14 protein-coding genes are annotated in these 20,442 nt (G+C 67.2%); 13 read left to right on the top strand and 1 reads right to left on the bottom strand.

Going from position 1 to position 20,442, the window contains the following annotated elements:
- Position 1 precedes the first annotated feature (1 nt).
- Genes ACZYZF_RS14580 through ACZYZF_RS14565 form a run of 4 tightly spaced genes read left to right on the top strand, consistent with a single transcriptional unit; the run spans position 2 to position 11,460 of the window.
- Complete coding sequence (locus ACZYZF_RS14580) at positions 2–5,470, top strand: amino acid adenylation domain-containing protein (protein WP_463836174.1); 5,469 nt, start codon at positions 2–4, stop codon at positions 5,468–5,470.
- Positions 5,467–9,891, top strand: a complete 4,425-nt coding sequence (locus ACZYZF_RS14575) for an amino acid adenylation domain-containing protein (RefSeq protein ID WP_463836073.1) — start codon at positions 5,467–5,469, stop codon at positions 9,889–9,891. The genes ACZYZF_RS14580 and ACZYZF_RS14575 overlap by 4 nt, the downstream gene beginning before the upstream one ends.
- Positions 9,888–11,270 carry an NADPH-dependent L-lysine N(6)-monooxygenase MbtG gene (mbtG, locus tag ACZYZF_RS14570; RefSeq protein ID WP_463836072.1) on the top strand — a complete coding sequence of 461 codons (1,383 nt, stop codon included), beginning with the start codon at positions 9,888–9,890 and terminating at the stop codon, positions 11,268–11,270. Before ACZYZF_RS14575 ends, mbtG begins: the two co-directional genes overlap by 4 nt.
- Positions 11,248–11,460: an MbtH family protein gene (locus tag ACZYZF_RS14565; RefSeq protein WP_463747647.1), complete on the top strand. Its 213-nt coding sequence runs from the start codon at positions 11,248–11,250 to the stop codon at positions 11,458–11,460. The genes mbtG and ACZYZF_RS14565 overlap by 23 nt, the downstream gene beginning before the upstream one ends.
- A 22-nt stretch (positions 11,461–11,482) precedes the next feature.
- Here the strand turns inward: ACZYZF_RS14565 and ACZYZF_RS14560 are convergent, their stop codons facing one another.
- Entirely contained in the window at positions 11,483–11,797 is a 315-nt protein-coding gene (locus ACZYZF_RS14560; protein WP_463836071.1) for a type II toxin-antitoxin system VapB family antitoxin, read from the bottom strand.
- 206 nt (positions 11,798–12,003) lie between these two features.
- Here ACZYZF_RS14560 and hrcA point away from each other — a divergent pair, with 206 nt between their 5' ends.
- The 9 genes from hrcA (at position 12,004) to era (ending at position 20,202) form a co-directional block, all read left to right on the top strand.
- Entirely contained in the window at positions 12,004–13,035 is a 1,032-nt protein-coding gene (hrcA, locus tag ACZYZF_RS14555; RefSeq protein ID WP_463747649.1) for a heat-inducible transcriptional repressor HrcA, read from the top strand.
- Between the two features lie 43 nt (positions 13,036–13,078).
- Positions 13,079–14,221 carry a molecular chaperone DnaJ gene (gene dnaJ / locus ACZYZF_RS14550; RefSeq protein ID WP_463747650.1) on the top strand — a complete coding sequence of 381 codons (1,143 nt, stop codon included), beginning with the start codon at positions 13,079–13,081 and terminating at the stop codon, positions 14,219–14,221.
- A 16-nt stretch (positions 14,222–14,237) separates the two neighbouring features.
- Positions 14,238–14,987, top strand: a complete 750-nt coding sequence (locus ACZYZF_RS14545) for a 16S rRNA (uracil(1498)-N(3))-methyltransferase (protein ID WP_463836070.1) — start codon at positions 14,238–14,240, stop codon at positions 14,985–14,987.
- Between the two features lie 38 nt (positions 14,988–15,025).
- Complete coding sequence (locus tag ACZYZF_RS14540; protein ID WP_463836069.1) at positions 15,026–15,799, top strand: hypothetical protein; 774 nt, start codon at positions 15,026–15,028, stop codon at positions 15,797–15,799.
- Between the two features lie 187 nt (positions 15,800–15,986).
- Complete coding sequence (locus tag ACZYZF_RS14535; RefSeq protein ID WP_463747653.1) at positions 15,987–17,033, top strand: PhoH family protein; 1,047 nt, start codon at positions 15,987–15,989, stop codon at positions 17,031–17,033.
- Between the two features lie 61 nt (positions 17,034–17,094).
- The gene (gene ybeY, locus ACZYZF_RS14530; protein WP_463747654.1) at positions 17,095–17,631 is read left to right on the top strand and encodes an rRNA maturation RNase YbeY; all 537 of its coding nucleotides are present in this window, start codon (positions 17,095–17,097) and stop codon (positions 17,629–17,631) included.
- The gene (locus ACZYZF_RS14525; protein WP_463747655.1) at positions 17,628–18,911 is read left to right on the top strand and encodes a hemolysin family protein; all 1,284 of its coding nucleotides are present in this window, start codon (positions 17,628–17,630) and stop codon (positions 18,909–18,911) included. The genes ybeY and ACZYZF_RS14525 overlap by 4 nt, the downstream gene beginning before the upstream one ends.
- Positions 18,912–18,914: 3 nt before the next feature.
- A complete protein-coding gene (locus ACZYZF_RS14520) occupies positions 18,915–19,232 on the top strand; it encodes a cytidine deaminase (protein WP_463747656.1) in 318 nt (105 codons plus the stop codon).
- A gap of 70 nt (positions 19,233–19,302) precedes the next feature.
- A complete protein-coding gene (gene era, locus ACZYZF_RS14515; protein WP_163660170.1) occupies positions 19,303–20,202 on the top strand; it encodes a GTPase Era in 900 nt (299 codons plus the stop codon).
- The last annotated feature ends 240 nt before the right edge of the window (positions 20,203–20,442 follow it).

Genomic DNA, 20,442 nt, shown 5'->3' with positions numbered 1-20,442 from the left:
CATGGTTAGTGCCGATCCGGCAGCCCCCCGCACCTCCGATGCGCGTCTGGAGCTGATGCGGCGCAAGCTCGCCGAGCGGGGCCTCGCGTCAGCATCGGGAGATTCCGGGCAATCGGCCACCGGCATGGAAGGTGCGCCGATCGATCCCACGGTGCTGTCGGATGGGCAGCGCCGGATGTGGTTCGTGCAGGGGTTCGATCCGAGCGGGGTACTGCTCAACATCTGTCTGTCCTACCGGCTCGACGGGGTGATCGATGCCGAGCGGTTGCACGACGCCGTCAACGCGGTGGCACAACGACACCCGATCCTGCGCACCACCTACCAGGCCGACGAGAACGGCGAGCCGACGGCGACGGTGCACGATGACCTGGCCCCGGGGTGGATGTTCCATGACCTGTCGGACAAGTCCGAGCGGGCACGCAAGCTACGCCTTGAGGTGCTGGCCCAGCGCGAGTTCGGCACAGCCTTCGAACTGAACAGCGACTCCCCGTTGCGGATCACGCTGATCAAGACCGGTCCGAGTGAGCACGTGATGTTGCTCGTGGCCCATCACATCGCCTGGGACGACGGTTCATGGCGGGTGTTCTTCACCGACCTCACCCGGGCCTACGGTGGGGCGCAGCTCGCCGAGACACCGCGCGTGACGGTATCCGAGGCGCCAGACGGCGATGCGGATCTGGCCTACTGGCGCGAGGCCCTGGCCGATCCGCCGGAGCCGCTGGAGTTGCCCGGGCCCGCGGGTTCGGTGGTGCCCAGCGGTTTCCGGTCCCAGCGCAGCACGGTCCGGTTGTCCGTCGGGACCGTCCAGCAGGTGTCGGCCCTGGCGCGCGACACCGGCGCCACCCCGTACATGGTGCTGCTCGCGGCGTTCGGTGCGCTCGTCTACCGCTACACCCATACCGACGATTTCCTGGTCGCCACCCCGGTGCTGAACCGCGACACCGACGAAACCATCGGCTATTACGGCAACACGGTGGCAATGCGGCTTCGGCCACAGGGCACCCTCGGGTTCCGCGAACTGGTCGCGGAAACCCGGGACACCGCCATCGGTGCGTTCGCGCATCAGCGCGTCAACCTCGACCGGGTGGTGGCCGAACTCAACCCGGACCGGCGCCACGGCGCCGAACGGATGACGCGGGTGAGCTTCGGGTTCCGCGAGTCTGACGGCGGCGGGTTCCGCCCGGACGGCGTGACGTGTGGACGTGCCGACCTGCGCGGCCAACACACCCAGCTGCCACTGGGTTTCATGGTCGAGCTCGACGCCGAGGGTGCGGTCGTGGAGGCCGAACATCTCACCGAGGTGATGGATGCCGAGCTGGCCGCGCAGATGCTGCGGCACTTCGCCGTGCTGCTCGACAGTGCGCTCGCCGAGCCTGATCGGCCGCTGTCTGCGCTGGACCTGTTCACCGCCGAGGATGCCGAGTGGATGCGGGCAGTGTCCACCGGTGAGCAATTCGACACGCCGGGAACCACGTTGGCCGCGCTGGTCACCGAACAGGCCGCCCGTACCCCCGATGCCATCGCCGTGGTCTATGAGGGCAGGCAATACAGCTACCGCGAGATCAACGAATCGGCGAACCGGTTGGCGCACTGGCTGATCGGCCAGGGCATCGGCACCGAGGACCGCGTCGCCGTGCTGCTGGAAAAATCGCCGGAGCTGGTCATCACCGCGCTGGGCATCGTCAAGGCCGGAGCCGTGTACCTCCCTGTCGACCCGACCTATCCCGAGGATCGACTCACCTACATCCTCGCCGACTCCGACCCGAAGACCATTCTTCGCGAGCCGGTCGACGGCCTGGAGAGTTATCCGGTCACCGATCCCACCGACGTCGAACGGATCCGGCCGCTGCGCCCGGACAACACGGCGTATCTGATCTACACGTCGGGATCCACGGGCCTACCCAAGGGCGTGCCGGTGCCGCACCGGCCGATCGCGGAGTACTTCGTCTGGTTCGGGCGCGATTACCAGGTCACCGAAGACGAACGCCTGCTGCAGGTGGCATCGCAGAGCTTCGACGTGTCGATCGGCGAGATCTTCGGCATGCTGGCCGCTGGTGCGCGCCTGGTGATCCCGAAGCCGGGGGGTCTGGGCGACATCGGATATCTCACCGACCTGTTGCGCGACGAGGGCATCACCTCGATGCACTTCGTCCCGTCGCTGCTCGGGCTGTTCCTGTCGCTGCCCGGCGTCAACGAGTGGCGCACGCTGCAGCGCGTGCCGATCGGTGGCGAGGCGCTGCCGGGGGAGATCGCCGACAAGTTCCTCGCCACGTTCGACTCGCTGCTGCACAACTTCTACGGTCCCACCGAAACGGTGCTCAACTGCACGCGTTACAAGGTGGAGGGCAAGCAGGGCGCCCGGATAGTGCCGATCGGTACACCGAAGATCAACACCACGATCCATCTGCTAGACGATGCGTTGCAGCCGGTACCGGTCGGGGTGATCGGTGAGATCTACATCGGCGGAACACATGTCGCGCACGGCTACCACGACCGCCCCCGCCTCACGGCAGAGCGGTTCGTCGCCGATCCGTTCAACCCCGGCGGACGGATGTACCGGTCGGGCGACCTGGCTCGGCGCAACGCCGACGGTGACATCGAATTTGTCGGCCGCGCCGATGAACAGGTCAAGATCCGTGGCTTCCGAATCGAACTCGGCGAGGTCTCCGCGGCCATCTCCGTCGACCCGTCGGTGGGTCAGGCCGTGGTGGTGGTCAGCGACCTGCCGTCGCTCGGCAAGAGCCTGGTCGCCTACATCACACCGGCCGCCGATGCCGAACTGGTGGAGGTCGACCGTATCCGGGCCAGGGTGACGGCCGCGCTGCCCGAGTACATGATCCCGGCAGCGTTCGTCGAGCTGCCCGAGATCCCGATCACGGCGCACGGCAAGATCGATCGCCGGGCACTACCCGAGCCGGAGATCCGCTCGGCCACAGTATTCCGTGCTCCGGACACCGAAACCGAACATGCGATCGTCGCGCTGTTCGGCGAATTGCTCGAGCGCGACGGTGTCGGCGCCGACGACTCGTTCTTCGATCTCGGCGGTCACTCGCTGCTGGCCACCAAATTGGTTGCCGCGGTGCGGGCTCGCTTCGGGGTGGATCTCGGGGTCGCCGACGTGTTCGAGAATGCCACGGTGGCGGGCCTGGCCGCTCGGGTCGACGAATTACTGGCATCGGGCAGCGGCACGGGCCTGCCCCCGATCGTGGCCGTCCGGCACGACGGACCGTCGCAGATGTCGGCGGCCCAGCACCGGCAGTGGTTCCAGTTCCGCATCGACGGACCGAACCCGGTCAACAATGTGCCCTTCGCAGCACGACTGACCGGACCCTGCGATGTGGAGGCCCTGGCCGGGGCGGTCGGCGATGTGGTTTCCCGGCACGAGATCTTGCGCACCACCTACCGCGAAATCGACGGTGTCCCTTACCAGGTCATTCATCCCGCGGGCCCGGTGACGGTGCGCCGAGCCGAGGGCACCGGTGAAGACTGGTTGCAGGGCGAACTCGATGCCGAGCGGCGGTACTGCTTCGACCTGGAGAACGAGTGGCCGATTCGGGCGGCGGTGCTGTCCACCCCAGGTGCGCATGTGCTGTCGTTGATGGTTCACCACATCGCCGCCGATCATTGGTCGGGCGCTGTGCTGTTCACCGATCTGATGACCGCCTACCACGCCCGCCGGGCCAAATCCGCGCCCGAGTGGGCCCCGCTGCCCGTCCAGTACGCCGACTTCGCGGACTGGCAGGCCGAAATGCTGTCGAGCGCGGGCGAGCGAATCGGTGAGCAACGCGACTACTGGACAAAGCAACTGGCTGGTCTGTCGGCTGACCACAATATCGAGAACGGCCTTCAACCGGACTTCCCGCGCCCGCCGGTGCCCACTGGTGAGGGCAAGGCGCTCGACTTCACCATCGACGCAGCCGTCCGCGGCAAGCTCGTCGAACTCGCCCGTGAGCTCGGCGTCACCGAGTTCATGGTGCTGCAGGCCGCCGTTGCGATCGCCCTGCACAAAGCCGGGCAGGGCACCGACATTGCGCTGGGCACACCGGTAGCCGGGCGTACCGCCCCCGAACTCGATGCGCTGATCGGGTTCTTCATCAACATCGTGGTGCTGCGGAACGACCTGTCCGGCAACCCGACACTGCGCGAGGTGCTGGGGCGTTCCCGCGACATGGCACTGGCCGCCTACCAGAATCAGGACCTGCCGTTCGACCGGGTGGTCGACGCGGTGAGCCCGGTGCGCTCGCTGTCGCGCAACCCGCTTTTCGGTGTGGTGGTGCACGTGCGTGAGGATCTGCCGGCACGTCAGGTCATCGATACCGGAGCCGACGGTGAAACCCATTTCACCGCACTGGAACCCACCTTTGACGTGGCGCATGCGGACCTGTCGCTGAATTTCTTCGCCGAGGCCGGCGGCGGGCAGCAGGGCGGATATCGGGGCACCGTCATCTACCGCACCGAGCTCTACGAGGCGGCCACCGCACAACGCCTCGTCGGCTGGCTGCAGCGCATCGTCGCGGCATTCGCCGGCGACGCCGACCAGACCGTGCGCGACATCTCGGTTCTCGATCCGGCCGAGCGCGACCTGCTGGTCGACGACTGGAGTCGCAAGGCGGCACCGCCGGCCGGGCTGCCGCAGACCGAAGGCGCCGACCGCGTCTACCTGCTTGACGAATGGCGGCAGCCGGTGGCCATCGGTGTCGTGGGCGACGTCCACTACGCCGGCGGTGCGGTGGACGAGGCATCCGGCGCGGCCACCGGCGTCGGCGCAGATCGATTCGCGCCCAATCCGTTCGGGGACGGGCAGTTGTACCGCACCGGGGACCGGGCCCGCTGGACCACCGACGGGCGGCTCGAGCCCATCACCGCGGGTGAACCACGGCTGCAGGCCGCCCTGGAAGACCTCGACGGGGTCGCCGCTGCGGCGACCCGATACTGGGAGGTCCGCGGGGCCACGACACTGGCCGGGTACGTGGTGCTCGAGCCGGAAGTGGCTGACGCCGAAGCCTTCCTGGAGACAGCGCGCGCCGGGCTGCCCGAGGAGTTCACCGGTGCGCTGCTGACGGTGGCCGATACCGTCGAAGCCGCCACGCTGACCCGTCCGCGCATCACCACGACGGCACCCGCCGAGCCGCCGGCCACCCCGACCGAGGAGACCCTGGCGGCGATGCTGGTAACCCTCCTCGGCGTGACCGAAGTGGGACGGTACGACGACTTCTTCACCCTTGGCGGCGACAGCATCCTGGCCGTGCAGCTCGCGGCACGGGCCAGGGATGCCGGGGTGGCGATGACGGCGCGCATGGTGTTCGAACATCCCGGCCTGGCCGACCTGGCCGCCGCGATCGATGCGTCGGCCACGAAAGAAACAGTCGCCGACGTCCACCATGAGCCGATGTCCGCATCGGGCCTGTCGCCCGACGAACTGGCCGCGCTGACCGCGGGATGGGGCCAGGACCAGGGGATCGCGACGTGACGACCACCGGAACGCCGCCCGGCGTCGAGGACGTCCTGGCGCTGAGCCCGCTGCAACAGGGGTTGTATTCGCTGGCCGGCCTGACCGAAGGTGACGCCGGCGCTGACCCCTACGTCATCGCGATGGCCGCCGACATCGACGGGGCGCTGGACGCCGAGCTGCTGCGGGCCTGTGCCGAGGCGATGCTGGTGCGCCATCCCAACCTGCGGGCCAGCTTTTTCCAGGGGAACCTGAGCCGCCCGGTGGCGGTGGTCCCGTCGGCCGTCGAATTGCCGTGGCGGCATGTGCATGCCGATGACGAGCAGGCGCTCACCCTGGAAGCTGAGGAACGCGCCCGGCGCTTCGACCTGGGTCGAGGGCCGCTGATCCGGTTCGTGCTCATCGAGAAGCCCGGGCAACGTTGGCGACTGGTGATTGTTGCCCATCACATCGCAATCGACGGCTGGTCGCTACCGGTCTTCGTCGGTGAGCTGATCGCCCTCTACGGCGCCAAGGGCGACGTGGCAGCGCTGCCGTCGGGGGTCCGGCCATATCGCGACTACATCGGCTGGCTGGCCGGGCGCGATCAGGAGGCCAGCCGGGCGCGTTGGCAGGCACATCTCTACGGCATGGACGCCCCCACGTTGTTGTCGCCGGTGTTGTCCGGACTGACGGCCGAGCCTGGTCTGCCCGCACGCACCGAGGTGACCCTCGACGAACAGCAGTCCGCCGAAATCCTCGAGGCCGCCCGGCGACGCGGCGTCACGGTCAACACGCTGTTCCAGATGGCTTGGGCAACAATCCTTTCGGTTTTCACCGACCGCACCGATGTGGTGTACGGCGTCACCGTGTCGGGTCGCCCCGACGAGCTGGCCGGAGTGGAATCGATGGTCGGCCTTTTCATCAACACCGTGCCGCTGCGGGTCAGGGTCGACCCCAAGGTGCTCGTTGGGAATCAGTGCCTGGCGCTGCAGCGCGAAGCCGCCGAGCTGCGCGAGCACAGCTACCTCAGCCACACCGAGTTGCGTTCGCTCGGCGGGATCGGCGAGCTGTACGACACACTGCTGGTCTACGAGAACTTCCCGCCCGGCGGGCTGGTCGGCAGTGACGAATTCGCTCTCGGTGAGGCGGTGCTACGGCCCTCGGCATTGGAGAGCCTGTCGCATTTCCCCGTCACCATCGCCGCGCATCCCACCCACGGCCGGCTCACCGTGCTGGTCGAAACCCTCGACGGGGCACTGGGAATGCTCGATCCGCAGGCACTGGGCCTGCGGGTGCTGAGCGTCGTGCAGCGGCTGTTGGACTGCTGGGAGCGTCCGCTGCGCGAGGTCGCGGTCACCCTCGATGGTGAGTCGCAAGCCGTCGGTGCGCCGCAGATTGCTCAGATGTACGACGGATTACCCGCTGGCTTTCATTCCGCGTTCAGTGAGACGGTTGCCGAGCGGCTCGGTTCGGTCGCCTTGAGCTGGGACGGGGGAGAACTCAGCTATCGCGAACTCGACGATGCTGCGGATCGCCTGGCCGCCGAGCTGATCCGGCGCGGCGTGGACGACGAAACTCCTGTGCCGATCCGGTTGCGCCGTGGGCCCGACTACGTGGTCGCGATGCTCGCAGTGCTCAAGGCGGGCGCGATGATCGTGCCGCTGGATCCCGCCATGCCCGATGAACGGGTGGCCGAGATCCTGCGTCAGATCGGCGCGGGCCGGCACTCACTCGTCGTCGACGAGGCCCTGCTGGCGTCCGTCGGTACCGAGCCGGACGTCGATTACCGGCCCGCACCGGTGTACCCCGGGCAGGGTGCCTACATCGTGTTCACCTCGGGGACCACCGGAAAACCCAAGGGCGTCATCGGAACCCATCAGGCCCTGTTGGCCTACTGCGCCGATCATGCCCACCAGCTGCTGCAGCCGGCGGCCACCCGACTCGGCCGTCCGTTGCGGGTGGCCCACGCGTGGTCGTTCACGTTCGATGCGGCTTGGCAACCGTTGGCGGCTCTGCTCGACGGGCATACCGTGCACATCGTCGCCGACGAGGTGCAGCGTGACGCCGAGGCGCTGGTGGAGACCATCGGGCGCTTCGCGATCGACATGATCGACACCACGCCGTCGATGTTCGCCTCCCTGCGGGCCGCGGGCCTGCTTACCCAGGTGCCGCTGGCGGTGCTCGCGCTCGGCGGCGAGGCCATCGACACCGCCACGTGGCGGGGTATCCAGGCCGAATGTGAGCGCACGTGGATGTCTGCGCACAACTGCTACGGTCCGACCGAGACCACCGTGGAAGCCGTCGTCGCGACGATCGGCGAGTACGCGCAGCCCTGCATCGGGCGTCCCACGGAGTCGACCGAGGCCTATGTGCTCGACGGCTGGCTGCGGCCGGTTCCTGACGGTGTGTGCGGCGAATTGTATTTGGCCGGTGGCCAGTTGACCCGCGGGTATCTCGGCCGGCCGGGAGAGACAGCCGGACGGTTCGTCGCCGATCCGTTCACCGCAGGTGCCCGCATGTACCGCACCGGCGACGTGGTGCGCCGGAATCCGGACTCGAATGCTCTCGAGTTTCTCGGCCGCAGCGACGACCAGGTCAAGATCCGTGGCTTCCGGGTGGAGCCCGGAGAGGTGGCCGCGACGCTGCATACCCACCCCGGGGTGCGGCATGCCCATGTGGCGGTTCGGCAGCACCGGAGCGGGCCGCGCCTGATTGCGTACGTGGTGACCGATACTCCGGTCACCGAGTTGCGCGGGATGCTGACCGACACCCTGCCAAGACATCTGGTGCCTCACCACATCGTGGCCGTCGACGAGATCCCCCTGACCACCAACGGCAAGGTCGACGACGCCGCACTCGCGGCGCTGGGTACCGGCGGACGCTCCGAAGGGGCTGAGCACCCCGCCACCGAGACGGAGCGGCTGCTGGCCCAGGTGCTGGCCGAAGTGCTGGGGACCACTGACGGTGCGGGCGTGGACGTCACCGCGGACTTCCTCGATCTCGGGCTGGACAGCATCGTGGCCTTGTCGGTCGTGCAGGCTGTGCGGCGCCGTGGTGTGGCGCTGCGCGCCCGTCTGATGTTGGACTGTGCGACTGTCCGTGAACTCGCGGCCGCGATCGACGCCGATGCGGCCGCCGTGGCGCGGGAGCAAGGCGCGGCCGACGAAGCCCCACCGGATACCGGCCCGATCCCGTTGCTGCCCAACGGGCGTTGGCTCTACCAGTACGGCGACCCGCGCCGGCTCGCACAGACAGAGGTGTTCCGCCTGCCCGCCGGGATCACCCGAGATCAGCTGGAAGCACTGCTGCGCAACGTGATCGACGGGCATGAGGTGCTGCGCACCCGATTGGACCGCGCGACCCTGACCTTGGTTCCGCATACGCCAGGTGAGGTGTTCTCGGAGGCGACCGGGTCGGGTGAGATCAATGCCGCGGTGGCCGAGCAGGCTGACCTCTCGGTGCAACGCCTGGATCCGCAGAACGGGTCGATGCTCGATGCGGTGTGGCTGCATCACCCGCAGACCGAAGACGGCCTGTTGATCCTCACCGCCCACGTGCTGGCGCTGGACCCGGCGTCGTGGCGGATCCTGGTCGGTGAGCTCGAAAATGCCTGGCATGCAATATCGTCCGGTCGCACCCCACTCCCGGTGCGGGAGCACACTTCGCTGCGACAGTGGTCCCGGCTGCTGTCCGAGCGGGCGGCCACGCTCGACACCTGCGGCTTCTGGGAGCAGCAGTTCGAGGGCGACGATCCGGAAATCGGCGCGCGGCGGATCGATCCGTCCGCCGACCGGATGGCCGATGTGACGATCAAGATGGCCTTCGCCGAGCCCGACGTGACGGCCCGACTGCTCACCGGTGCGGTGCCGGTGACCGAGGTGCTGGCCGCGGCGACCGCCCGTGCCCTGAGCACCTGGCGTCGCCACCGCGGCCAGCCGACCCCTGCGCCCGTGTTGGCGCTGGAAACCCACGGCCGGTCCGACGCGGTGGTGTCAGATCATGACGAGGTCGATACCGGCGACACCGCAGGGTTGCTCAGCATGATCTACCCCTTGCGGTTGAGCGCCGACGACGCCCGTGGGGTCGCCGCGCAGGTGGCCGCGATCCCGGGCGACGCGATCGACTACGGGTTGCTGCGGTACTTGCGCGAGGACACTGCCGAACGGCTGGGCGCACATCGGGATCCGCAAGTACTGCTCAACTATCTGGGCCGTATCGAACTGGATGCGGCCGACCATGCCCTACTGCAGGACCGTTCGTTGCAGACCGGGGTGACTCCGGTTCCCGAACCGAATGTCGCTGTGCGCCATGAACTGACGGTCATGGCCGCGGTAATAGACCGCGACGGGTCGGCCGTGCTCGGCACCCAATGGCGGACTCTGCCCGACATTCTGTCCGCCGAGGACATCGCCACCCTGCAGGCGATGTGGCTGGACGCATTGCGAGAGGTGATCACATGAGTGCCCCATCGGCTCCCACCCTGGCCGTCATCGGTGCCGGGCCCAAGGCCATCGCGGTGGCGGCCAAGGCGGCCGAGCTGCGGGCGATGGGCGTGCCCGCCCCCGACGTTGTCGTCATCGAACGCGCCGGGGTGGCCGCCAACTGGCAGGCCGTCGGCGGTTGGACCGACGGTAACCATCGCCTCGGCACCGGTCCGGAGAAGGACGTCGGCTTCCCCTACCGGTCGTCTCTGGTGTCGCGGCGCAACGCCGAACTCGACGAGCGGATGACCCGGCACAGTTGGCAGGCCTACCTGATCGCCACCGGCGGATTCGCCGAATGGGTCGACCGGGGCCGGCCCGCACCGACCCACAAACGCTGGAGTCAGTATCTGGGCTGGGTGGCCGAGGACGTCGGGATGAATGTGGTTTCCGGTGAGGTGGAACGTATCTCGGTTGGCGCCGACGCCGGCGGTGCCGGCAATTCTGCCGACGCCGGCGGTGCCGGCAATTCTGCTGACGCCGGCGGTGCCGGCAATTCTGCCGACGCTCACCGGTGGGTGCTGAACACCGCCGAGGACACCGTGTACGCCGACGGGCTGATGGTGACCGGGCCCGGTCAGGCCGAACGTTCGGTGCTGCCCGGCAATCCCCGGGTGATGTCGATCGCGCAGTTCTGGCATCAGGCCGGTAAGCACGAAATGATCAACGCCGAACGGGTGGCGGTGATCGGGGGCGGCGAGACCGCCGCGTCGATGCTCAACGAGCTTTTCCGCCACCGGGTTTCGACGATCACGGTGATCTCGCCCACGGTCACCCTGTTCACCCGCGGCGAGGGGTTCTTCGAGAACACCCTGTTCTCCGACCCGACCGGATGGACCGGGCTGACCATGGCCGAGCGCCGGGATGCCCTGGCCCGCACCGATCGTGGGGTGTTCTCGGCCCGGGTGCAGGACGCGTTGTTGGCCGACGATCGGATCCGTCATCTGCGTGGCCGGGTCGCCCACGCGGTGGCCCGCGACGAGCGGATCCGGTTGACGTTGTCGACCAACACCGGGGGCGAAGCGGTCGAGACGGTGCACGGCTTCGACCTGGTGATCGACGGGTCCGGTGCCGACGCGCTGTGGTTCGCGCCGTTGTTCAGCCAGGACGCGCTGGACCTACTCGAGCTGGGGCTCGGCGGTCCACTGACCGGTGACACCCTTCAAGAGCACATCGGGCACGATCTGGCCCTGAACGACGTGTTCCCCAAACTGTTCCTGCCGGGGCTGGCCGGGCTCACCCAGGGGCCGGGCTTCCCGAACCTGAGCTGCCTCGGCCTGTTGTCCGACCGGGTGCTGGGTGCGAACCTGGCCAACCCCTCGATGAGGAGAGTCGATGAGTTCCAATCCGTTCGATGACGAGAACGGCACGTTCTACGTGCTGGTCAACGATGAGGACCAGCACAGCCTGTGGCCGGCATTCGCCGATGTGCCCGAGGGCTGGCGGGTGATCTTCGGTGCGGCCGGCCGGGCCGAGTGCCTGAGCCATGTCGAGCAGGCCTGGTCGGACCTGCGGCCCCGGAGTCTGCGTGAGGCAATGGCACAGTAGCGGGGGACTGATCCGCCAACCGCTAGGCCAGGTTCGGGGCGAGCGCGTCCATGTCGAACAGCCGGGCGTGCAGGATGGTGCGATTCCGGAGGGCTGAACGCACCGCACGGTGCAGCCCGTCCTCCAGATAGATGTCCCCGCGCCATTTCACCGCGTGGGGGAACAGGTCGCCGTAGAACGTCGAGTCCTCGGACAGCAGCCGGTCCAGCGCGAGCACTGTGGTGGTCGTGACCAGCTCGTCGAGGCGCAGCTGGCGAGGCGGGATGCGGGACCAGTCCCGGTGGGAGAGCCCGTGCTCCGGGTACGGTTTGCCCTCTTGGACGCCCTTGAAGATCATCGCCGGCCCGCCTCCGTCGCAGTAGTGCGCGGTGTTGCCATCGGCATAGTCGCCTAGGTTAATACCCTCGTGGGTGATTGCCCGCGCCGGTGTCGCTCGGCACGATGACCCGGAGCTGTCACCGCAGAATCGGTAAACCTGCTGCTGGTCGGTAAAATGAACCGAGCTGAACGCACACATCGCTGCTGCGAAGGGTAGGTGAACTGGTGGGGAGTGCCGACGAGCGTCGTTTCGAGGTGCTGCGCGCCATCGTCGCCGACTTCGTGGCCACCAAGGAGCCGATCGGCTCCAAGACTCTGGTGGACCGTCACAACCTCGGCGTGTCGAGCGCCACGGTCCGCAATGACATGGCGGTGCTGGAGGCCGAGGGCTACATCACCCAGCCCCACACGAGCTCGGGGCGGGTGCCCACCGAGAAGGGCTACCGCGAGTTCGTCGACCGCATCGACAACGTCAAGCCGCTGTCCTCATCGGAGCGCCGCGCAATCCTGTCCTTCCTGGAGTCCGGGGTCGACCTCGACGACGTGCTACGGCGCGCGGTGAGGCTGCTGGCGCAGCTGACCAGGCAGGTCGCGATCGTGCAGTACCCGACGCTCTCCACGTCGTCCGTCCGCCACCTCGAGGTGGTTGCGCTGACTCCCGCCCGGTTGCTGCTGGTGGTCATCACCGATTCGGGCCGGGTGGATCAGCGCATCGTGGAGCTCGGCGATGCGATCGACGAGCATGAGCTGTCCAAACTCCGCGAGATGCTGGGGCAGGCGTTGGAAGGCAAGCCGCTGACGGCGGCGGCGATCGCGGTGAGCGATCTGGCCACGCATCTCAACGGCCACGGCGCACTGGCCGATGCCGTCGGCCGATCGGCGACGGTCCTGGTAGAGACCCTCGTCGAGCACACCGAAGAACGACTGCTGCTGGGCGGCACCGCCAACCTGACCCGCAACACCGCCGATTTCGGCGGATCGCTGCGGTCGGTGCTGGAGGCACTCGAGGAGCAGGTGGTGGTACTGCGGCTGTTGGCGGCCCAGCAGGAAGCGGGCAAGGTAACCGTGCGGATCGGTCACGAGACCGAGGCCGAGCAGATGCTGGGAACGTCGGTGGTGAGCACCACGTACGGCAGCTCGGGCAAGGTGTACGGCGGAATGGGTGTGGTAGGTCCCACCCGAATGGACTACCCGGGAACGATCGCCAATGTTGCGGCGGTTGCTCTTTATATCGGCGAAGTCCTAGGTACTCGTTAATCCAGCCGGTCGATCCGGCATAGAAAGGTCAGGCAAGGTCAGCGTGGCACGCGATTATTACGGCTTGCTCGGAGTGAGCAAAGGCGCGAGCGATTCAGAGATCAAACGCGCCTATCGGCGGCTGGCGCGTGAGCTGCACCCCGACGTCAATCCCGACCAGGAAGCCCAGAGCAGGTTCACCGAGATCCAGGTCGCCTACGAGGTGCTGTCGGACCCGGAGAAGCGCCGCATCGTCGACATGGGTGGCGACCCGATGGAGTCGGTCGGTGGAGCGCCCGGCGGGTTCAGCGGATTCGGTGGCCTCGGCGATGTGTTCGAGGCATTCTTCGGTGGCGGAACCTCCTCGCGGGGGCCGATCGGCCGGGTGCGGCCCGGCGCGGATTCACTCCTGCGAATGCGGTTGGACCTTGCGGAGTGCGCCACCGGCGTGACCAAGCAGGTGGCTGTGGACACTGCGGTGTTGTGCGATCTGTGTCAGGGCAAGGGCACGAACGGCAATTCCACCCCGGTCGCCTGTGACACGTGCGATGGTCGCGGCGAGATCCAGACCGTGCAGCGCTCGCTGCTGGGACAGGTGATGACGACCCGTCCGTGCCCCGTGTGCGGGGGAATCGGTGAGGTGATCCCCGATCCGTGCAACCGTTGCGGTGGTGACGGTCGGGTGCGCGCCCGCCGTGAGATCAGCGTCAAGATCCCGGCTGGTGTGGGCGATGGCATGCGGGTGCGCCTGGCCGCGCAAGGTGAGGTCGGACCGGGCGGCGGACCGGCAGGCGATCTGTACGTCGAGGTCCATGAGAAGCAGCACGAGATCTTCGTCCGCGACGGCGACGACCTGCACTGCACGATCTCGGTGCCGATGGTCGACGCTGCGCTGGGCACCACGGTCAGTGTCGACGCGATCCTCGACGGGCCCACCGAACTGACCATCCCCGCGGGCACGCAGCCCGGTGCGGTGACCACATTGCGCGGCCACGGCATGCCGCACCTGCGTTCCGGGGTGCGCGGTGATCTGCACGCCCACATCGACGTGGTGGTGCCATCGAGGCTGGACAGCGCCGATATCGACCTGCTGCGGAAGCTGAAGGAGAATCGGGCCCGCGACGCGGCGGAGGTGCGTTCGACGCAGGCCTCAGCGGGCTCCGGTGGTCTGTTCAGCCGGTTGCGCGAGACGTTCTCCGGCCGCTGACACTGCGGGCGGCACAGTGAGTTCAGCGCTTTTCTATGTCGACGCACTGCCGGGCGCGGGGGAGCTCACCGTCGTCGACGGCGACGAGGGCTTCCACGCCTCCAACGTGCGTCGCATCCGGGTCGGCGAACAGATCGATCTGAGCGACGGCGCCGGGACGCTGGCCCACTGCGTCGTCGAGGCCACCGCCAAGGGCCAGTTGTCGGCGCGGGTGACCGAGCGGGCCGCCATCAGCGCCCCGCGCCCGACCGTGACCGTGGTGCAGGCGTTGCCCAAGTCCGACCGCTCAGAACTGGCCGTCGAGCTGGCGACCGAGGCGGGTGCGGACAGGTTTGTCGCGTGGCAGGCGACGAGGTGTGTGGCCCGTTGGGAGGGTCCGAAAGTGGACAAGGGTCTGCGGCGCTGGGAAGCGGTGGCACGCTCGGCGGCTCGGCAGTCCCGCCGTACCTACATTCCGGCGGTCGAGGGCGTGGTCTCCACGGCTGCACTGACCCAACGTGTCGCCGACACTGTGGCCGCCGGGGCGATGGTGCTCGCACTGCACGAATCGGCCACCGCTCCTCTGGCCGAACTGCCTCTGGCTCAGGCGGATTCACTGATGCTCATCGTCGGACCCGAAGGTGGCATCGCCGATGAGGAGATCGCGGCCCTGACCGGGGCCGGCGCGCAGGCCGTCCGCCTTGGCCCGACCGTTCTGCGGACGTCGACGGCCGCGGCCGTGGCGCTGGGGGCGATCGGTGCGCTGACGGGACGCTGGGAGATTTAGCGCCGACGGGCATGCTGTCCAGGCATTACGCTCCATTCGTGAGTTTGCCGCCCCAGGGCCCGCCGCCCCAAGGTTCGCCGTCGCCCTACGGGCAGCAGCCCCCGCACTGGCCGCCACCCCAACCGCAGCAATGGCCCGGGGCGCCGGGTGCTCCGGGCCCATATGGCGCATACGGGCCGCCCCCGTACGGGCAGCCTCCGAACTGGTCTCCGGCTGGACCGCCACTTCAGCCGAAGAAATCAGGACTCGGCAAGGTGATCGTCGGCGTCGTCGTCGTCGTGAGCGTCGCGGTCCTCGCAGTGATCGGGTACGGGGTCGCCAAGGTCTCCGGTGAGGGACAGGACCGGACTGCCTACTCGGCATCCAGTTTCTCCGACGTCTGCGACAAGGATTGGATCAGTACCGCCCCGGAATACGGCAAGCCCTACAACATCGCGGCCTTCTACCAGGGGCTCGGAATCATGGGCGAAGCCTGGTTGTCGGTCCCTTCCAACAAATGGGCCACGTCCAACGAGTACTCCAAGATCAACGTCGTCGCCTGCCTGGAGCGAAAGACGGGCACCGAGGCGAAATCCATTCCGTGTGTCTTTGACGACGACGGGAGCCGTATCACCGTCGACTACTACTCCGCCGACTACACGATCGAGCTCCGCGAAGCCAAGACCGGCAAGGTCGTCCAGGACCTGGGCACGGTGTCGGGTACTGCCGACTCGTGTCCGTTCATCGCGTCCTACGAGCGCCGGTCCAAGAAGATGTACGCCGCTCCGGACGGTGACGCAGTGCAGGCCAAGTTGGACGCGTTCGCAGGCTAAGATCCGCCATCCCGTTACGCTGACCTGTGCGTTTACCCAGTCAGTGGGCCCGGCCCGTCAACCGTGACGCACCAATCACCGCCGGGGCGCTCAACCATTGGGGCGTGTCGTTGACCAGCGGTAAACTGGGGACAGTACAACGGCAGCCGGCCGTTTTGAGAACACGGAAAGCAGGCACAAACTCCACGTGACGCCCCGCGACACGACCGCTGACTCGTCGACCACCGCATCGGAATCGGTCCGCAGCAGCATCACTGTTCCGCCCGACATCATCGTGGGCCTGCTCGGCTCGGCTGATGAGAACTTGCGGGCACTCGAAAGACTTCTGACTGCCGACATCCACGTCCGCGGCAACGAGATCACCTTCACCGGCGAGCCGGCCGATGTGGCACTGGCCGAACGTGTCGTCGCCGAGCTGATCGCCGTCGCGTCGAGCGGCCAGGCGGTGACTCCCGAGGCGGCGCGGCACAGCGTCGCGATCCTCACCGGTACGGAGGACGAGTCCCCGGCCGAGGTGCTCACCCTCGACATCCTGAGCCGCCGCGGCAAGACGATCCGGCCCAAGACGCTGAACCAGAAGCGCTACGTCGACGCCATCGATGCGCACACCATCGTGTTCGGCATCGGTCCGGCCGGTACCGGCAAGACCTACCTGGCGATGGCCAAGGCCGTCAGCGCCCTGCAGACCAAACAGGTCAACCGGATCATCCTGACCCGCCCCGCGGTCGAAGCCGGCGAGCGCCTCGGCTTCCTGCCGGGCACGCTGAGCGAGAAGATCGACCCGTACCTGCGCCCGCTGTACGACGCGCTGCACGACATGATGGATCCCGAGCTCATCCCAAAGCTGATGAGTGCCGGGGTGATCGAGGTCGCGCCACTCGGGTACATGCGTGGAAGAACGTTGAATGATGCGTTCATCATTCTCGACGAGGCGCAGAACACCACCGCTGAACAGATGAAAATGTTTCTGACCCGGCTCGGTTTCGGATCCAAAGTCGTTGTCACCGGCGATATCACGCAGGTGGACCTGCCCGGCGGTGCCACCTCCGGGCTACGCGCGGCGATGAACATTCTCGACGATATCGACGACATCCACTTCGCCGAGCTCACCAGCGCCGACGTGGTCCGCCACCGCCTGGTGTCCGAGATCGTCGACGCCTACGCGCGACACGAGGAGCCGGCATTGCTCAACCGTTCCCAACGCCGTTCGTCGAACGGGCGGCCCCGCCGATGAGCGACGCTTGCGGAGCGAATCAGCAGACGGCATGCGGGGCCCGAGCCTGCGAGGGGACCGCATGAGCATCGAGGTATCCAACGAGTCGGGCATCGATGTCTCCGAGGATGAGCTGATCAGCGTCGCGCGCTTCGTCATCGCGAAGATGGACGTGAACCCGGCGGCTGAGCTGTCGATGGTGCTGCTGGACAGTGCAGCCATGGCCGACCTGCACATGCGGTGGATGGACCTACCCGGCCCGACCGATGTGATGAGTTTCCCGATGGACGAGCTCGAGCCCGGGGGCCGGCCGGATGCGCCCGAGCCGGGTCCGGCCATGCTCGGGGACATCGTGTTGTGCCCGGAATTCGCCGAGCAGCAGGCTGCCAAGGCCGGGCACTCGCTCGGTCAGGAGTTGGCGTTGCTGACGGTGCACGGTGTACTGCACCTGCTCGGTTACGACCACGCCGAGCCGGACGAGGAGAAGGAGATGTTCGCACTTCAGCGCCAGCTCCTCGAGGAGTGGGTGGCTGATCAGGTCGAGTCCTATCACGCCGACCGGCAGAGTGAGAAAGACCAGCGGCTGCTGGACAAGTCCCGATACTTCGATCAACCGTGACCGGCTTGCTCCCGCTGCTCGGCGCTGTGGTGCTGGTCGGGTTCGGCGGGCTTTTTGCCGCGATTGACGCCGCCCTGTCCACCGTCTCGATCGCGCGGATCGAGGAACTGGTCCGCGATGAACGTCCGGGTGCCGCCCGGCTCAGCCGGGTAGTCGCCGAACGGCCCCGGTACATCAATCTCGTTGTGCTTCTCCGGATTACCTGCGAGATCACCGCCACCGTGCTGCTGGCGTCCTTCCTCGACGGGCATCTCGGCGTCGGGTGGGGCCTGGTGGCTTCCGCCGCGATCATGGTGGTGACCAGCTTCGTGGCCATCGGCGTCGGCCCGCGCACGGTCGGTAGGCAGAACGCCTATTCCATCGCGCTGATCTCGGCCTTGCCGCTGCAGGCGATCTCGGTGCTGCTCACGCCGATCAGCCGCCTGCTGGTGCTGATCGGTAACGCGCTGACTCCCGGCCGCGGTTTCCGCAACGGTCCGTTCGCATCCGAAATCGAGTTGCGTGAGGTCGTCGACCTGGCCCAGCAGCGCGGCGTGGTGGCCGATGAGGAACGCCGGATGATTCAGTCGGTGTTCGAGCTCGGCGACACCCCGGCCCGTGAGGTCATGGTGCCGCGCACCGAGATGGTGTGGATCGAAAGTGATAAGTCAGCGGGCCAAGCGACGTCATTGGCGGTGCGCAGCGGGCATTCCCGCATCCCGGTGATCGGTGAGAACGTCGACGACATCGTCGGCGTGGTCTACCTGAAAGACCTTGTCCAGCAGACCTATTACTCGACCAACGGGGGCCGAGACACCAATGTGGCACAGGTGATGCGTCCGGCGGTGTTCGTCCCGGACTCCAAGCCGCTGGACGAGCTGCTCAAAGAGATGCAGCTCGACCGCAACCACATGGCGCTGCTCGTCGATGAATACGGCGCCATCGCCGGGCTGGTCACCATCGAGGACGTGCTCGAAGAGATCGTGGGAGAGATCGTCGACGAGTACGACGCCGGGGAGGTCGTCCCGGTGGAGGAACTGGGCGAGCGGCAGTTCCGGGTCTCCACCCGGCTGCCGATCGAGGACCTCTGCGAACTTTACGAACTGGAGCCCGACGAGGATCTGGAACCGGACACCGTCGGTGGCCTGGTCGCATTCGAACTGGGACGGGTACCGCTTCCCGGCGCCGAAGTGATCTGGGATGGCCTGCGGCTGCGCGCCGAAGGCGGTTCGGACCACCGTGGTCGGGTGCGGATCGGCACGGTGCTGGTCAGCCCGGTAAAGCCTGAGGAGGACAAGTAACCGATGACTGAACTCGATACCGAGGACACCAAACTCGTGGTGTTGGCCCGCGGCGCGATGGGCCGCGCCGAGGCGGGCACGGGCGCGGCGGTGCGCGACCAGGACGGCCGCACCTACGCGGGTGCCCCGGTGGCCCTGGCGGCGCTGAAGTTGACCGCGTTGCAGGCGGCGGTGGCCGCAGCGGTGTCCAGCGGCGCCACCGGACTCGAGGCCGCGGTGCTGGTGGGGGGCTCCGCCGATGACCCAGGCGTCGCCGCGGTGCGGGAACTGTCCGCTGATGCCGCGGTGATCGTCACCGACCGGGCGGGAAGCCCGGTATGAGCGGCGAGTGTGCGCTGAGATCGTCCATTCAGCGGATTTCGCGATCTGAGTGCACGATCGGGGTGCTGTGATGAGTGAATTCCGTTCCGGCTTCGTCTGTTTCGTCGGCAGGCCCAACACAGGCAAGTCGACCCTGACCAACGCCCTGGTGGGCCAGAAGGTCGCGATCACCTCGAACCGGCCGCAGACGACCCGGCATACGATCCGCGGCATCGTGCACCGCGAGGACTTCCAGATCATCCTGGTCGACACCCCCGGCCTGCACCGCCCGCGCACCCTGCTCGGACAACGGCTCAATGAGCTGGTCAAGAACACCTACTCCGAGGTGGACGTGATCGGTATGTGCTTTCCGGCCGATGAGCGCATCGGTCCCGGTGACCGCTGGATCTATCAGCAGATCCGGGCGGTGGCACCCAGGACAACGCTGATCGCCATCGTCACCAAGATCGACAAGGTGCCCAAGGATCGCGTCGCCGAACAGCTGATGGCCGTCAGTGAACTTCTGGGACCGGATGCCGACATCGTGCCGGTCTCGGCCACCGCGGGTGAACAACTCGATGTGCTCACCGATGTCCTCGTCTCGAAACTGCCGCCGGGGCCTGCCTATTACCCCGACGGCGAGCTGACCGACGAGCCCGAAGAAGTCTTGATGGCCGAACTCATTCGTGAGGCAGCGTTGGAAGGCGTGCGCGATGAACTGCCACACTCGCTGGCGGTCGTCATCGAGGAGGTCGAGGAAAGAGCCGACCGAGACGACCTCATCGACGTGCGCGCCATCCTCTACGTCGAGCGAGACAGCCAGAAGGGCATCGTGATCGGGAAGGGCGGCGCCCGCCTGCGTGAGGTCGGCACAGCCGCCCGCACCCAGATCGAAAAGCTGCTCGGCACAAAGGTTTATCTCGACCTGCGGGTCAAGATCGCCAAGAACTGGCAGCGCGATCCGAAGCAGCTTGGGCGGCTGGGGTTCTGAGCCGCTCAGCTATCGCGGCTACTTGCTCGTCATCACGACTATCGCGATCGCCATCGCGATCGCCAAAAACGTTGTGCCAAAAATGATGAGTGCTGTCTTGACGCGATCCCGTGAAGTTTTGCCAAGGCCGTAAGACGATGAACCGCTCCCACGCCGTGGATTCGAGCGTAGCAGCGGGTGCGAGGCACCAATTACGCTAATTCTCACAGCAATTCGACAGCCGTCTGCCAGGTGTGACTC

This window comes from Mycobacterium sp. IDUB_24, assembly GCF_055419385.1.
This window is presented reverse-complemented; position numbering and strand designations above follow the sequence as displayed.

Bases quoted from the DNA above. Each gene is read 5' to 3' on its own strand.
- ACZYZF_RS14580 (WP_463836174.1), top strand. From the start codon at position 2: ATGGTTAGTGCCGATCCGGCAGCCCCCCGCACCTCCGATGCGCGTCTG.
- mbtG (WP_463836072.1), top strand. From the start codon at position 9,888: ATGAGTGCCCCATCGGCTCCCACCCTGGCCGTCATCGGTGCCGGGCCC.
- ACZYZF_RS14565 (WP_463747647.1), top strand. From the start codon at position 11,248: ATGAGTTCCAATCCGTTCGATGACGAGAACGGCACGTTCTACGTGCTG.
- ACZYZF_RS14560 (WP_463836071.1), bottom strand. From the start codon at position 11,797: ATGATCTTCAAGGGCGTCCAAGAGGGCAAACCGTACCCGGAGCACGGG.
- ybeY (WP_463747654.1), top strand. From the start codon at position 17,095: ATGAGCATCGAGGTATCCAACGAGTCGGGCATCGATGTCTCCGAGGAT.
- ACZYZF_RS14520 (WP_463747656.1), top strand. From the start codon at position 18,915: ATGACTGAACTCGATACCGAGGACACCAAACTCGTGGTGTTGGCCCGC.
- era (WP_163660170.1), top strand. From the start codon at position 19,303: ATGAGTGAATTCCGTTCCGGCTTCGTCTGTTTCGTCGGCAGGCCCAAC.